Source organism: Pusillimonas noertemannii (genome assembly GCF_003096595.1).
GTDB classification, from domain to species: Bacteria; Pseudomonadota; Gammaproteobacteria; order Burkholderiales; family Burkholderiaceae_B; genus Pusillimonas; species Pusillimonas noertemannii.
Map to the genome: position 1 here is coordinate 659,230 of NZ_QEKO01000001.1, position 12,806 is coordinate 672,035.

At 65.0% G+C, this 12,806-nt stretch carries 13 protein-coding genes; 7 read left to right on the top strand and 6 right to left on the bottom strand.

Annotated elements, in window-relative coordinates; genetic code table 11:
• Nucleotides 1–11: 11 nt before the first annotated feature.
• Nucleotides 12–470: a VOC family protein gene (locus tag C7440_RS03080; protein ID WP_116517426.1), complete on the bottom strand. Its 459-nt coding sequence runs from the start codon at nucleotides 468–470 to the stop codon at nucleotides 12–14.
• Between the two features lie 234 nt (nucleotides 471–704).
• A complete protein-coding gene (locus tag C7440_RS03085; RefSeq protein WP_116517427.1) occupies nucleotides 705–1,796 on the bottom strand; it encodes an LLM class flavin-dependent oxidoreductase in 1,092 nt (363 codons plus the stop codon).
• 131 nt (nucleotides 1,797–1,927) lie between these two features.
• Between C7440_RS03085 and C7440_RS03090 the strand changes: the two genes are divergently transcribed.
• Complete coding sequence (locus C7440_RS03090; RefSeq protein ID WP_017524780.1) at nucleotides 1,928–2,863, top strand: LysR family transcriptional regulator; 936 nt, start codon at nucleotides 1,928–1,930, stop codon at nucleotides 2,861–2,863.
• A gap of 45 nt (nucleotides 2,864–2,908) precedes the next feature.
• Here the strand turns inward: C7440_RS03090 and C7440_RS03095 are convergent, their stop codons facing one another.
• Nucleotides 2,909–3,916: a D-2-hydroxyacid dehydrogenase family protein gene (locus C7440_RS03095; protein WP_017524781.1), complete on the bottom strand. Its 1,008-nt coding sequence runs from the start codon at nucleotides 3,914–3,916 to the stop codon at nucleotides 2,909–2,911.
• 166 nt (nucleotides 3,917–4,082) lie between these two features.
• Here C7440_RS03095 and trhO point away from each other — a divergent pair, with 166 nt between their 5' ends.
• The 3 genes from trhO to C7440_RS03110 are packed head-to-tail and all read left to right on the top strand — an operon-like array spanning nucleotide 4,083 to nucleotide 6,807.
• Entirely contained in the window at nucleotides 4,083–5,051 is a 969-nt protein-coding gene (gene trhO / locus C7440_RS03100) for an oxygen-dependent tRNA uridine(34) hydroxylase TrhO (protein WP_017524782.1), read from the top strand.
• Nucleotides 5,052–5,062: 11 nt separating this feature from the next.
• Nucleotides 5,063–6,025: an NAD(P)H-dependent flavin oxidoreductase gene (locus tag C7440_RS03105; protein WP_116517428.1), complete on the top strand. Its 963-nt coding sequence runs from the start codon at nucleotides 5,063–5,065 to the stop codon at nucleotides 6,023–6,025.
• Between the two features lie 8 nt (nucleotides 6,026–6,033).
• Nucleotides 6,034–6,807, top strand: a complete 774-nt coding sequence (locus C7440_RS03110; protein WP_116517429.1) for a glutathione S-transferase — start codon at nucleotides 6,034–6,036, stop codon at nucleotides 6,805–6,807.
• 434 nt (nucleotides 6,808–7,241) lie between these two features.
• Here C7440_RS03110 and fabI read toward each other — a convergent pair whose 3' ends face one another.
• Genes fabI through gloB form a run of 3 tightly spaced genes read right to left on the bottom strand, consistent with a single transcriptional unit; the run spans nucleotide 7,242 to nucleotide 10,260 of the window.
• The gene (gene fabI, locus C7440_RS03115; RefSeq protein WP_017524785.1) at nucleotides 7,242–8,024 is read right to left on the bottom strand and encodes an enoyl-ACP reductase FabI; all 783 of its coding nucleotides are present in this window, start codon (nucleotides 8,022–8,024) and stop codon (nucleotides 7,242–7,244) included.
• Nucleotides 8,025–8,051: 27 nt separating this feature from the next.
• Nucleotides 8,052–9,458, bottom strand: coding sequence for a transglycosylase SLT domain-containing protein (locus C7440_RS03120; RefSeq protein WP_116517430.1), 1,407 nt, complete (start codon nucleotides 9,456–9,458; stop codon nucleotides 8,052–8,054).
• 7 nt (nucleotides 9,459–9,465) lie between these two features.
• Nucleotides 9,466–10,260, bottom strand: a complete 795-nt coding sequence (gloB, locus tag C7440_RS03125) for a hydroxyacylglutathione hydrolase (protein WP_017524787.1) — start codon at nucleotides 10,258–10,260, stop codon at nucleotides 9,466–9,468.
• A 16-nt stretch (nucleotides 10,261–10,276) separates the two neighbouring features.
• Here gloB and C7440_RS03130 point away from each other — a divergent pair, with 16 nt between their 5' ends.
• From C7440_RS03130 to C7440_RS03140, 3 genes are all read left to right on the top strand, one after another.
• Nucleotides 10,277–11,083, top strand: a complete 807-nt coding sequence (locus C7440_RS03130; protein WP_165832426.1) for a class I SAM-dependent methyltransferase — start codon at nucleotides 10,277–10,279, stop codon at nucleotides 11,081–11,083.
• A 2-nt stretch (nucleotides 11,084–11,085) separates the two neighbouring features.
• Entirely contained in the window at nucleotides 11,086–11,544 is a 459-nt protein-coding gene (gene rnhA / locus C7440_RS03135; protein ID WP_017524789.1) for a ribonuclease HI, read from the top strand.
• Nucleotides 11,545–11,697: 153 nt separating this feature from the next.
• Nucleotides 11,698–12,804 carry an efflux RND transporter periplasmic adaptor subunit gene (locus C7440_RS03140; RefSeq protein ID WP_017524790.1) on the top strand — a complete coding sequence of 369 codons (1,107 nt, stop codon included), beginning with the start codon at nucleotides 11,698–11,700 and terminating at the stop codon, nucleotides 12,802–12,804.
• Nucleotides 12,805–12,806 lie beyond the last annotated feature (2 nt).

Sequence of the window (12,806 nt, forward strand, 5' to 3'; positions counted from 1 at the left end):
CTTTTTTGCTTTTATTGCTGCGGTGATTGGCGCGCCGGGCCTTCGGAAGCGGGATAGTTGAGCTCGATGGTGACGCCGCTGGGGTCTTCCAGGAAGAGCTGCAGAATGCTCAGCGAAGGAACATCGCGTTCCCGCCAGGGCAGCTTATGTTTTTCGAGCCGGGCGCGCATGTCGTCCACCCCTGTTGCCAGGAAGGCCATGTGGTCCACGGCCCCGCCGCCGGACATGGAGTCGGGGCTTCGGTCGCCCAAATACTTGACCAGCCCTTCTTTGTCGCCGGGGTCGATGCCGATAAGGTGGACCACGCCGTTCGAAGCGGGGTAGGGCTCTTCGTTGTAAAGCCAGTGGCCCGGAAAATCGAAAGGGGGCCGGAAGCCGGCCGTAAAGCCCATGATCCGGGTATAGAACTGCAGGGATGCATCCAGATCCAGGGTGCGGATCGAATAGTGGTCCAGGCGCTTGATGGGCATGGTGGTCTCCCGCTACGGTGCGCGTGCGCTGCTTCGCAGTCTCTTATTTATCAAATGGTAAATAAAAGTCTACCACCGAATCGGCGCGAAGTCGCCTGCCGTAACAGGTGTGCCGCAACAGGCGCAGCAGTCGCAACGGGCGCAACGGGCGCAACGGGTGCAACGGGCGCAACGGGCGCAACGGGTGCAACGGGTGCAACGGGTGCGCGGCCGCTTTGACGAATGCGGCCCGTTTCAGTTCTTGAGTGCGGCGTTGACCCTGGGCATGACCTGCTCGGCCATCAATTGCATCGAGCGCTTGCCCAGCGCGGGGTCGACCCAGTCGTGGCAGGCGTAAAGCAGGGTGCCGAAGTCGCCCACCGTTTCGCGGAAAGCCAGGATCTGGTCGACCACGCTGTTCACCGTTCCCGCAATGACGAGCTGGCGGGCCGCATAGTCGGGGGTGACCGCGCTGTCGGGCATTTCTTGATCGGGCTTGAACAGGTTGGCCCTGCCGCCGCCGGTAACCAGTTTGCGGATCAGCTGCCGCAGGTAGAACTGATAGGGTCCCTTTGGGCCCAGGCCGTACTCTTGGGCGGTGGCTTCATCATCGGCCACGAAAATGCTCTTGGCTACGCGCCAGTCGGCCGGGTTGGCCACGGCGCCGACATTGCTTCGGCCCAGCCGGTAGCTGTCCCAGTGGGTGGCCACCCACTTGGGCAGCAGGAAGTTGGCCGAAATGGTCTGCCAGCCGCGCTCGGCCAGCGCCGTAACCCCTTTTGAAAACGGCGCGACCGCCGTGCCGGCGATGGGCGGGTGGGGGCGCTGGAACGGCTTTGCGATCTCGCCCTGGCCTATCTCGGGGATCATGGTCTTTTGGGTCGATACCTGAAAATGCTTGCCCTCGAGATTGTAGGGAGGGTCGCTGCGCCAGATGTCCAGCACCATGTTGATGGCTTCGACAAACATCTCATTGCGGTTCTTGTCGAGATTGCCGAACACCTCGGCGTCCGACATCAGGCCGCCGGGGCTGATGCCCATGATGAAGCGGCCTTCGAGCATGTGGTCCAGCATGGCCACTTGCGCCGCCACTGCGGCCGGATGCGTGTTGGGCAGATTGAGGGTGCCGCTGCCCAGCACGATGTTCCGGGTTTCATGGGCAAGGCTCGCCAGGAACATCAGGCACGAGGTAATGCGCTCGGCCGCGTCGGTGACATGTTCGCCGACGAAGGCCTCGACGTAGCCCAGCCGCTCCGCCAGCAGCACGGCCTCGCGGTCTTCGCGAAGTATCTCGGCATAGGGACGGGAGGGAGGATGCAGGGGCATCATGAACATGCCGAGTTTCATCGCTGTCTTCCTTGAAGGCCTTGCCCACGCCGGGGCGCAATGCAGTGGAACGTCCACCCAGGATAGCGATGGGCATGCATTATTGGAAATGATAAAGTCTGATAAAACCCATTAGAAAAGTTGATAAGGCCATGAGCTACAGCCTGCGCGACCTGCGCCTTTTCGTTGCGGTGTATGAAGAACTGTCGTTCACGGCGGCGGCGGCGCGCGAACATGCAACCCAATCCGGGGTGTCGCAGCGCATACGCAAGCTTGAAGTCTCCCTGGGCGTGGCGCTCTTCTCGCGCAACAAGGGCTCGGTGCTGCCCACTCCGGCCGGGGCCGCGTTTTACCAGGGCTGCATCCAGATGCTGCGCCAGCACGAGCGAACCCGCGAGGCCGTGCATGCCTTCGACCAAGGCCTGGAGGGCCGCATTACCGTAGGCCTGATGCCCACCATGACACGTTGCGTGCTGGCTCCCGCCCTGCTGCGGTTCAACAGGCTGCATCCCAACGTGGCGCTGCGCATCGTCGAAGGGTTCAGCGCCAGCCTTACGCAGCAGGTCGTAGCGGCGGAACTGGATTTTGCCATCGTGCCCGAATTTCCTCCGACGGCGGGCATTGAAAGCCGGGCATTCGCCGGCACGCCCGAACTGCTGGTTTCGGGGCCGGATTCGGGCCTGCGTCATGGGAAGGCCCTGCGGGTTGCGGGGCTGGGCGGCATCAAGCTGGTGGCGCCGGCCCCGTCCAACACGCGCCGCGGCAAGATCGAGGCCTATCTGATGGCCAATGGCGCGCGGATCGAGCAGGTGCTGGAAATGGACAGCATGTATGGCGCCCTGGACTTCGTCGCCCGCTCTGATTGGCTGGCGGTATTGCCCGCCATGATGATGGCGGACGACGTTCGCGCACCCGGCCTGGCGATGAACCTGCTGCGCGAGCCCCCCTTGCGGCTGGAACTGGTGGCCATCGAACCGGCCCGCACCGTCATGAAGCCTGCCGCCCAGGTTTTTCTTGATATGCTGCGCGACGAGGCGGGCCGGGCCAACGAGCGCGTGCTGGCTGGATTCAGCCCAGTGCGGCGCTGAGGCAAAGCCGGTTGTTGCAAGCGGCCTGGGCGGGGCTGATGGCGTTCAGCGCGCCGCAACGCCAAGGGGCGCCTGCTGCTGCTTGAGGTGATTTAGTGCCTGGGGGTTGAGCAAGCGGCCGTGCTCGCCTTGCAGATAGCAAAGAATGTTGTCGAAGGCCTGGCCGTAGAACGATTCGTAGTTGTCGCGTTCGACAAAACCGATGTGGGGCGTGCACAGCACATTGGGCAGATGCAGCAGGGGGTGGCGGGCGCCCAGCACGGGTTCGCTTTCGTACACGTCGATGGCGGCAAAGCCCGGACGGCCCTGCCGCACGGCGCTTTCAAGGGCCTGGGGCTGCAGCAGCTCGGCGCGGCTGGTGTTGACGAACAGGGCCGAGGGCTTCATGCGCTGCAGATCTTTGCGTGTGACCAGGCCGCGGGTTTCGCGCAGCAGGCGCAGATGCAGGCTGAGCACGTCGCTTTCCGCAAAAAAGGCCTCGCGCGAGGGCGCCGCCTCGTGGCCCTCTTGGACGGCCCGGGCTCGTGAGCCTTCGCTGCCCCAGACCCATACGCGCATGCCGAAGGCCCGGCCGTAGGCGGCCACCTGCCTGCCGATGCGGCCGTAGCCCCAGATGCCCAGGGTGCTGCCTTGCAGCTTGCTGCCCAGGTACCCCTGCCAAAGGCCGTCGCGCAGGCGGTTGGCTTCGGCAAGCAGGTGGCGCCGGCTGGCGAGTATGAGCGCCCAGGCCAGTTCGGCGGTGGCGACGCCGGTGCTGCTGGTTTCGGCAACCGCCACGCCATGCCGTGTGCAGGCTTCGACGTCGATGTGGGAGCCGGCCCGGCCCGTCTGGCTGATGAGGCGCAGGCGGGGAAGCTGCTGAAGCAGCGCGGCGGAGATTTCGGTGCGCTCGCGCGTAAGGACCAGGGCCTCGGCCAGCGCAAAACGCGAGGCGAGCGAGGCGAGGTCTTTGGGCGAGTCGTGAAAGACCTGCACGCTGTGCCCCAGCAGCTTCTCGAAACAGGAAAGGTAGCGAACGCAATCCTGGTAGTCGTCGGGGATGATGATGTGCATAGGCGGACCCGATGCCGGTTCGCCCGGTGAAGCCGTGGCGGCGAAGCGGCCTTGATTCAGTTCTTGCGCTTGACTCCGAAGGGCTATCTTACGGTTTAGCCAGGGCGGATACAAGCCGGGGCAGGGGTAAAATGGCTGCTTTCATCCGGTTTCCGCTTTCTGAGTCATGGCCCAGTTTCTTGTTGCGGCGCTGTACAAATTTGTACCGCTTGCCGACTATCGCGCCCTGCGCGAACCTTTGTTCGAGTTTTGCCGGGCGCACGATGTCCGCGGCACGCTGCTGCTGGCCGAAGAAGGCATCAACGGCACCATCGCCGGCCCCGAAGAGGGCGTGCGCGCCGTGTTGCGGCACCTGCGCGGCGACCCGCGCCTGGCCGGCCTGGAGCACAAGGAATCATGGGCCGAAGGCCAGCCCTTCTACCGGCTCAAGGTCAAGCTCAAGCGCGAGATCGTCACCATGGGCGTGCCCAACATCCAGGCCGAGACCATGGCGGGCACCTATGTGGCGCCCGAAGACTGGAACCAGCTCATTTCCGATCCTGAGGTCGTGGTGATCGACGTGCGCAACGACTACGAGGTGGCCATCGGCTCTTTCGAGGGCGCCGTCAATCCGCATACGCGCAGCTTCACCGAGTTCCCCGAGTGGGTCGAACAGCAGGCGCAAAGCGGCGGCCTGCTCGACCGGCAGAAAAAGCCCCGGGTGGCGATGTTTTGCACCGGCGGCATACGCTGCGAGAAATCGACCGCCTACCTGCGCTCGCAGGGCTACGATGAGGTCTATCATCTGCACGGAGGGGTGCTCAAGTACCTCGAGACCGTGCCGGCGATGCAAAGCCGCTGGGAAGGCGAATGCTTCGTATTCGACGAGCGGGTATCGGTGGGGCACGGCCTGCGTCCGGGCGACTACGAGCTGTGCCGGGCATGCCGCCTGCCCCTTTCCCAGGCCGACAAGGCCTCGCCCCTGTATGAAGAGGGCATCAGTTGCCCTCATTGCCACGGCACACATACCGAAGAGCAGCTGCGGCGTTTCCGCGACCGGCAGAAGCAGGTCGAGCTTGCGCGCCGCCGCAACACGCGCCATATCGGCGCCGCCATGCCGGCCAGGCCGGCACCCACGTCTGAAACCGACATCTGAAGGAGCTCGCCATGATCACCACGCCGTTTACCCGGTCTTTCGACCTGCAACACCCTGTGGTGCTGGGGCCCATGGGGGGTGTGGCGGGGGGGCGCCTGGCGGCGGCGGTGTCCAACGCGGGCGGGCTGGGCCTGGTGGGCGGCGGCTACGGCGACGTGGAATGGCTCAAGACCGAACTAGCCCTGGCCAAGGAGCTTGCCCGCCGCCCTTGGGGCGTGGGCTTCATTACCTGGAATATTTCCGAAGCCGCGCTCGAGCTTGCGCTGGAGGCGCGGCCTTCGGTGATGATGCTGTCGTTTGGCGACCCCCGCAAGTACGCGGCCACCATCAAGGCTGCCGGATGCCGGCTCGTCTGCCAGGTGCAGGACGTGGCCGGCGCCCGGCTGGCGCAAGAGGCCGGCGCCGAGGTGATCGTGGCCCAGGGCACCGAGGGCGGCGGCCATGGCGGGGCAAGGGCCACCATGGCCTTGCTGCCGGCCGTGGTCGACGCGGTGCCGTCCACGCCGGTGCTGGCGGCCGGCGGCATTGCCGATGGGCGTGGCGTGGCCGCGGCCCTGATGCTGGGCGCGCAGGGCGTGCTGATGGGCACCCGCTTTTATGCCACGCGCGAGGCGTTGGGCCATGACCAGGCCAAGCAGCGCATCGTCCAGGGCCAGGGCGACGCCACCCAGCGCACGCGGGTGTTCGACATTGTGCGCGGCTACGATTGGCCCGCGGGATACACCGGCCGGGCGCTGCAGAACCCGTTCATCGAGCGCTGGCACGGCCGCGAAGAAGAGCTTGCGGGCAACGTGGCGACCGAGGGGCCCGCCTTCTGGGCGGCGGCGGCCGACGCCGACTACGACGTGGCGATGGTCTGGGCGAGCGAGGCGATCGATCTCATCGATTCCATTCCTTCGGCCGCCGAGGTGGTCGAGCAGATTTCCGCCCAGGCCGAGCTGCGCCTGCGCTCGGCGGCCGGCCTGCTGGAATAGGCCGGCCTGTGCCCGGGCTGCCCGTTCTCTATTCTTTCCGCCGCTGCCCCTATGCGATGCGAGCAAGGCTTGCCATTGCGGCCAGCGGCCAGCGCTGCGAACTGCGCGAGGTGGTGCTGCGCGACAAGCCGCAGGCGCTGATCCAGGCGTCGCCCAAGGCGACGGTGCCGGTGCTGGTGCTGGCCGACGGCACGGTGCTGGAGCAGAGCCTGGACATCATGTTGTGGGCGTTGCGTTTGAACGACCCCGATGGGTGGCTGACGCCGGAGCGTGATGGCTTCCAGGCCATGCTGGCCATGGTCCACGAATGTGACGAACACTTCAAGCCCAGGCTTGACCGCTACAAGTATCCGCAACGCTTCGCGGCGGAACGTGCCACTTCGGCGGGTGGTGGCATGCAGTCGATGGACGAGGCGGGCGCGACGAAGGACGGTGCCAGGAATGAGGGCAGCCGCGGACCGGCCTTGAGTAGGACTCACAACCTGGACCTAGACCTCTGGGCCGCGGGCAATCGCGATACCGCTGCGGCCTGGCTGCAAGGGTTGGAGGCGCGGCTGGCGCGCGGTGCTTATCTGTTCGGCGAACGGGCTTCACTGGCCGATATGGCGATTGCGCCGTTTGTGCGGCAGTATGCGCATGTGGATCGGGAGTGGTTTGATGCGCAGCCCTGGCCGTGTTTGCGTGCTTGGCTGGATGCCTGGATGGGGTCGGAGCTGCTTGGCCGCGTCATGGCCAAGCATCGGCCTTGGGTTCCCGGTGCGTCTGGCGAATTGTTTCCTTGAACCAGCGTAACAGCTGATCGTGCTGCCGTTAATTTGGGTTCTTGAGCCGGGCGAGGAGCAGTGTGTTTATTTCCAGGCCGGCACCCTGCGGCCCTTCGGGCTCCCCGAATTTCTCTGGTTTGGCCGGGCGGCGGCAGAACTCAACCTCGCCGCTTTGCGGCTCGGGATTCGGACAGGCTGTCGCCGAAAGCCCCCGACCAAACCAGAGAAATTCGGCGCGGGTGGACGGCCTGGAAATAAACACACCGCTCCTCACCCTGGGGTCATGGGCGTTTTGGGGCGCCGTACATTTTTTTCGGTTCTATGTTCTGTGTTCGAGGCGCCGTGCTGTGGGCTCTATCGTGCCGTGATGCGGTGCTCTGCTCTCGATGAGCGCCGCTGTAATGCATGCCTATTGGGCTAACGCGGGCGAGCAGGCCCGCCCGCTTATGGACCTATTCCATGCCCGGAACGACGGTGGAGAAGCCCGCGTCGACGTGGGTGATTTCGCCGGTGACGCCGGCGGCCAGGTCGGAGAGCAGGAAGGCGGCGACGTTGCCGACGTCTTCGATGGTGACGTTGCGGCGCAGGGGGGCGTGGGATTCGACGAACTTGAGGATGGAGCCGAAATCTTTGATGCCGCTGGCGGCGAGGGTCTTGATGGGGCCGGCCGAGATGCCGTTGGCGCGTATGCCCAGTGGGCCCAGCGAGGTGGCCAGGTAGCGTACGGAGGCTTCGAGCGAGGCCTTGGCCAGGCCCATGGTGTTGTAGTTGGGAACGACTTTTTCAGAGCCCAGGTAGGTAAGGGTAAGCACCGAGCTGTTTCGGCCCTTGAGCAGCGGCAGCGCGGCCTTGGCCAGGGCGGGGAAGCTGTAGGCGGAGATGTCGTGGGCGACGCGGAAGGCTTCGCGCGACAGGCCTTCGAGAAAGTCGCCGGCGATGGCTTCGCGCGGGGCGAAGCCGATGGAGTGGACCAGGCCGTCAAGGCCGTCCCAGTGTCCGCCCAATTGTTCGATGGCGGCCTCGATCTGGGCGTCTTCGGAGACGTCGCAGGGCAGGACGATGTTGCTGCCCAGTTCGGCCGCAAAGCCTTCGACGCGCTCTTTGAAGCGCTCGCCCACGTAGGTAAGGGCTAGTTCGGCGCCTTGCTGGCGGCAGGCCTGGGCGATGCCGTAGGCGATGGAGCGGTTGGACAGCACGCCGGTAACCAGGATGCGCTTGCCGTTTAAGAAACCCATGATGAAGACCTTGTGTAGAAGTGGATGTCAGCCGTGCACCTGGGTGCCGGGGATGCGAAGCCGCTTGCCTCGCGACAGATTGTTGTTGGGCAGGTTGTTGAGCTTGCGCAGCGCGTCGACCGAGGTGTTGTAGCGCTTGGCCAGGGCAAACAGGGTGTCGCCCTTGCGAACGGTGTGGGTGCGCACGTTGCTGCTGCGTCCGCGCACCACCACGACGTCGCGCTTGCCGGCGGCGCGGGTGGCGGCGCCGGGAAGGGGAGCGGGCGCCCGGGCCGAGCTGGAGGGCACTTCGAGCGAGGCCAGCATGATGCCGCCGCTTGCGGGCGCCTTGCCCGGCACGACGAGTGTCTGGGCGACGGAGCGTGTGCTTTTCTTGCTCAAGCCATTGAGGGCGCGCAGCTGTTCGAGCGAGACGCCGAATTTCTTGGCGATGGTCGCGTACGATTCGCCCTTTTTGGCGTGGTAGGTGGTCCAGTCGCCGAGCTGGTCTTTGTAGGCCTCTAGATTGGCGTTGAAGATATCGACGCGGTCGGTGGGCAGCAGCAGGGTGGGCTTGTGCTCGGCCAGGAAGATGGGCCGGTTGAACGAGGCGTTCAGGGCCTTGAATTCATCGAGCGGCATTTCGGCCAGGCGCGCGGCCGTGGCCAGGTCGAGCGAGGGCGGCTCGATGACGGTGGTGAAATAGGGCTCGTTGTCGACTTCGGGCAGGGTAAGGCCGTATTTGCCGGGGTTGGCGATGATGTTCTTGATGGCCTGCAGCTTGGGAACGTAGTTGCGGGTCTCGTCGGGCATGGCCAGCGCCATATAGTCGGTGCGCAGGCCCTGGCCCGCGTTGCGGTCGATGGCGCGCTTGACCGCGCCTTCGCCCCAGTTGTACGAGGCCAGCGCCAGGTACCAGTCGCCCTGGAAGTCGTAGAGATAAGTTAGATAATCGAGCGCCGCGTTGGTGGAGGCGACGGGATCGCGGCGCAGGTCGCGCCAGGTGTCTTGCTTGAGGTTGTAATGCAGGCCTGTGCTGGGGATGAACTGCCACAGGCCCGAGGCCTTGGCGCGCGAATAGGCGGTGGGGTTGTAGGCGCTTTCAACGAAGGGCAGCAGGGCCAGTTCGGAGGGCATGCCGCGGTCTTCGAGCTGGTCGACGATGTAGTACAGGTATTTGCCCGCGCGCTCGCTCATGCGGTAGACCGATTCGGGATGCGAGGCGTAGTAGGCCGTCCATTCGTCGACCAGGTCGGACTGCAGGTTGGGAATGGCGAAGCCGCGCCGGATGCGGTCCCACATGTCGCGGGGCGGGTGTGTAAGATCGACGGTTCGCGAGGTGTCGGCGGCGCGGTAGCTTGTTTTTGCGGTATAGCGGTTGCCGTCGGGAGAATTACTGGCGCAGCCCGCCAGAGCTGCCACGAAGAGCAGGATAAGTAGTCGCAGGCAGTTCATGGGCTGGTTATTGAAAGCTGTTTTTCCATTCTCGTAGACAGGCAAAGACCGCAACGGCCGAGTCGAGCGGCGCCTGGGCATGGGCGCGCGCCGCAGCCGAGACGCCTTCCTGCAGCGGCCGCAGGAAGGGATTGGTTTCGAGTTCGTCGCCGATGGTCGACGGCACGGTGGGCAGGCCCTCTTGGCGCAGTTTTTGCGCCAATTGCCAGCGCCGTTGCAATGCGGCATTGCCGGGTTCGACCTGCAGGGCCCAGCGCAGATTCGACAAAGTGTATTCGTGGGCGCAGCACACCAGGGTTTCGAGTGGCAGCTCCTTGAGTTTGCTAAGCGAATTCAGCATCTGGGCCGGAGTGCCTTCAAAAAGGCGCCCGCAGCCGGCGGCAAATAGTGTATCACCGCAGAAAACCAGGGGGGTGTCTTCGTCCATATAGCCGAAGTAGGCGATGTGGCCCGCCGTATGGCCGGGGACGTCGAGCACCGAAAACCTTAGGCCCACGCCCTTGAGGAACACTTCGTCGTCTTCTTTGAGGCGCACGTCGCAGACCGGCAGGGTTTCGCCCAGGGGGCCATAGACTGTTGCGCCCGTAAGTTTTTTGAGGGCCTCGACACCGCCGACGTGGTCGGGATGGTGATGTGTCAGTAGAATGGCGTCGAGCCGTAACTGGTATTCTTCAAGAAAGGACTCGATCGGCGCCGACTGGCCGGGGTCGACCACCACGGCGTAGCCATCGCGGCTAAGCACCCATATATAGTTGTCGCTGAACGCGGGTACGGGCGTCAGCCGGCTGTCTGTGTGTGCCATCGTTGTTTCCATCCTAATGCAAGGAGCTCATGTGTCTGATTCGCTGGACCAGCCTTTGGCCGTAGAGCTAGCCCAATGGCTGACCACACCGGTCGGCCAATATGTGCAAAGCTGGGAACAGAAAAAGATCGACGGCCTGGTGGCCAATGTGTTTGGCTACCACGCCATGCAGATCGGGCAGCCCCAGTGGGATTTATTGCGCGCCAATCGTATTCCCACGAAGGGCCGCACGCATTCGTGCCTGAGCGACGCACGGCAAGAAGATATTGACATCGCCTTGTATGCCGAACCCGAGAACCTGCCCCTGGAAAGCCAGAGCATCGACTTGCTGATATTACCCCATGTGCTGGAGTGTTCCAATAGTCCGCACCAGGTGCTGCGTGAGGCCGAAAGGGTGCTGGTGCCCGAGGGCAGGGTGGTGATTTCGGGTTTCAATCCCCTGAGCCTCTGGGGCGTGCACGAGCGCATTCCAGGCCTCGATCCGGTCGTGCCGGTGCCGGCCCACATGCAGGTGTCGCTGGGCCGGCTCAAAGACTGGTTCAAGCTTTTGTCCTTCGAAGCCGACCGCGGCCACTTCGGCTGCTATGCGCCGCCGGCGCTCAGCACCAAGTGGCTGTCGCGCTGGGCCTTCATGGAATCGGCCGGCGACCGCTGGTGGCCGGTGTGCGGCGCGGTCTACGTGGTGTCGGCGGTGCGGCGGGTGGCGGGCATGCATCTCGTGGGGCCGGCCTGGAAAGAAAAGAAACAGCGCGTTCGCGCGGCGGCCGTGGTCGCCGGACGCCATTCGGGCGCCATGCAGGCGCCCGGCAATGAAGCAAGGTAAACATGAGCAGCAACCCCGTTGAAATCTGGACAGATGGCGCCTGCAAGGGCAATCCCGGTTGGGGCGGCTGGGGCGCCCTGCTGCGCCAGGGCCGCCACGAAAAGACGCTTTTCGGCGGCCAGGCCGACACCACCAACAACCGCATGGAGCTGCTGGCCGTCATCGAGGCGCTGAAGGCGCTCAAGCGCCCCTGCCAGGTGGTGGTGCACACCGACTCGCAGTATGTTCAGAAAGGCATGACCCAATGGCTGGCCAACTGGAAGCGGCGCGATTGGCGCACCGCCGACAAAAAGCCGGTCAAGAACGCCGACCTGTGGCAAGAGCTGGACGAACTTGTGGGTCGGCACGATGTCTCTTGGAAGTGGGTGCGCGGCCATGCCGGCGACGCGGGCAACGAGATGGCCGACCAGCTGGCCAACCAGGGAGTCCAGCAGGCGCGCTCCCTGGCGGCGGCCGGGTAGCGCGGCCGGCGCTGGCTGCCGCTCCTTTCGGTATCGGGCGTTCCGGCGGTTGCCGGGGGGCGGTTGCGCGGCGGGCGTGTTACCTAAATTTTGGCGCCGCGCCGCTGCAACTGCGATACTATTTGCGGCGATACGATACAGATTGTTGATTTCATGAAAGCAAATACCATAGGTTGGATCCTGGCACTGGGCGCGGGCGTGGTGCTGGGTGTGGTCGGGGCCGGATGGTGGGCGGGCAAGCAGGCTGCGCATCCGCAGGCCCCCGCCACGGCCGCCGTCGCCCCGCCGGCCAAGGCCCAGGCGGGCACTCAGGTCGAGGTTGCCCCGGTCAGGCTCGAGGCGATGCCGCGCAGCGCTTCCGCCGTGGGCACGCTGCGTTCCAAGGATTCAGTCGTGCTGCGTTCCGAAATCACCGGGCGCATCATCGAGCTCAATATAGAAGAGGGCGGCAAGGTCAAAAAGGGCGACGTGGTGGCGCGGCTCGACGACAGCGTCGCCAGGGCCCAGGTTCAGCAGGCCCAGGCCAGCCTTTCGCTGGCCGCCAGTCAGGACCGCCGTGCGGGCGAGCTGACCCGCCAGGGCTTCATCAGCAAGCAGGCGCGCGACGAGGCCGCCAGCCAGTTGCAGGTGCAGCGGGCGGCGCTTGCGCTGGCCCAGGCGCAATTGCAGAAAACCACCATCGTGGCGCCGTTCGACGGCCTGATCGGCCTGCGCAACGTGTCGGTAGGCGATTACGTCGGCCCGGGCGATGTCCTGGTTCCCATCGAGTCCGTCGACCCCCTGCAGGTCGATTTTCGTATTCCCGAACAGTATTTGTCGCTGGTGCATCCCGGCCTGAAGCTTCGCTTGCGCTTCGACGCCTTGCCCGGACAGATCCGCGAGGGCGAGGTCGGCGCCATCAGCCCCTCCATCGATGTAGGAGGGCGTTCCATATTGCTGCGCGCCAACGTGGGTAATGCCGACGATGCATTGCGCCCCGGCATGTTCGCGCGGGTCGACCTGCAGTTTGCCGATGACCAGGTGCTGACCATTCCCGAAACCGCCCTGGTTCCCTCGGGCGAAGAGCGCTACGTATATCGAGTGGCCGAGGGCAAGGCCGAGCGGGTGGCGGTGCGCATCGGCCAGCGGCGCGGCGGGCGCATCGAGATCGCCTCGGGCTTGTCCGAAGGCGACCAGGTGGTGGTGGCCGGCTTGCAGAAGATCGCCGACGGCGCGTCCGTGAAAGTGGTTGGCCGGCCCGCGGGCCCGGCCGGGTCCTGAGG

Bases quoted from the DNA above. Each gene is read 5' to 3' on its own strand.
- C7440_RS03120 (WP_116517430.1), bottom strand. From the start codon at position 9,458: ATGAACTGCCTGCGACTACTTATCCTGCTCTTCGTGGCAGCTCTGGCG.
- C7440_RS03080 (WP_116517426.1), bottom strand. From the start codon at position 470: ATGCCCATCAAGCGCCTGGACCACTATTCGATCCGCACCCTGGATCTG.
- gloB (WP_017524787.1), bottom strand. From the start codon at position 10,260: ATGGCACACACAGACAGCCGGCTGACGCCCGTACCCGCGTTCAGCGAC.
- C7440_RS03095 (WP_017524781.1), bottom strand. From the start codon at position 3,916: ATGCACATCATCATCCCCGACGACTACCAGGATTGCGTTCGCTACCTT.
- rnhA (WP_017524789.1), top strand. From the start codon at position 11,086: ATGAGCAGCAACCCCGTTGAAATCTGGACAGATGGCGCCTGCAAGGGC.
- C7440_RS03105 (WP_116517428.1), top strand. From the start codon at position 5,063: ATGATCACCACGCCGTTTACCCGGTCTTTCGACCTGCAACACCCTGTG.
- C7440_RS03140 (WP_017524790.1), top strand. From the start codon at position 11,698: ATGAAAGCAAATACCATAGGTTGGATCCTGGCACTGGGCGCGGGCGTG.
- trhO (WP_017524782.1), top strand. From the start codon at position 4,083: ATGGCCCAGTTTCTTGTTGCGGCGCTGTACAAATTTGTACCGCTTGCC.
- C7440_RS03130 (WP_165832426.1), top strand. From the start codon at position 10,277: ATGCAAGGAGCTCATGTGTCTGATTCGCTGGACCAGCCTTTGGCCGTA.
- C7440_RS03090 (WP_017524780.1), top strand. From the start codon at position 1,928: ATGAGCTACAGCCTGCGCGACCTGCGCCTTTTCGTTGCGGTGTATGAA.
- fabI (WP_017524785.1), bottom strand. From the start codon at position 8,024: ATGGGTTTCTTAAACGGCAAGCGCATCCTGGTTACCGGCGTGCTGTCC.
- C7440_RS03085 (WP_116517427.1), bottom strand. From the start codon at position 1,796: ATGAAACTCGGCATGTTCATGATGCCCCTGCATCCTCCCTCCCGTCCC.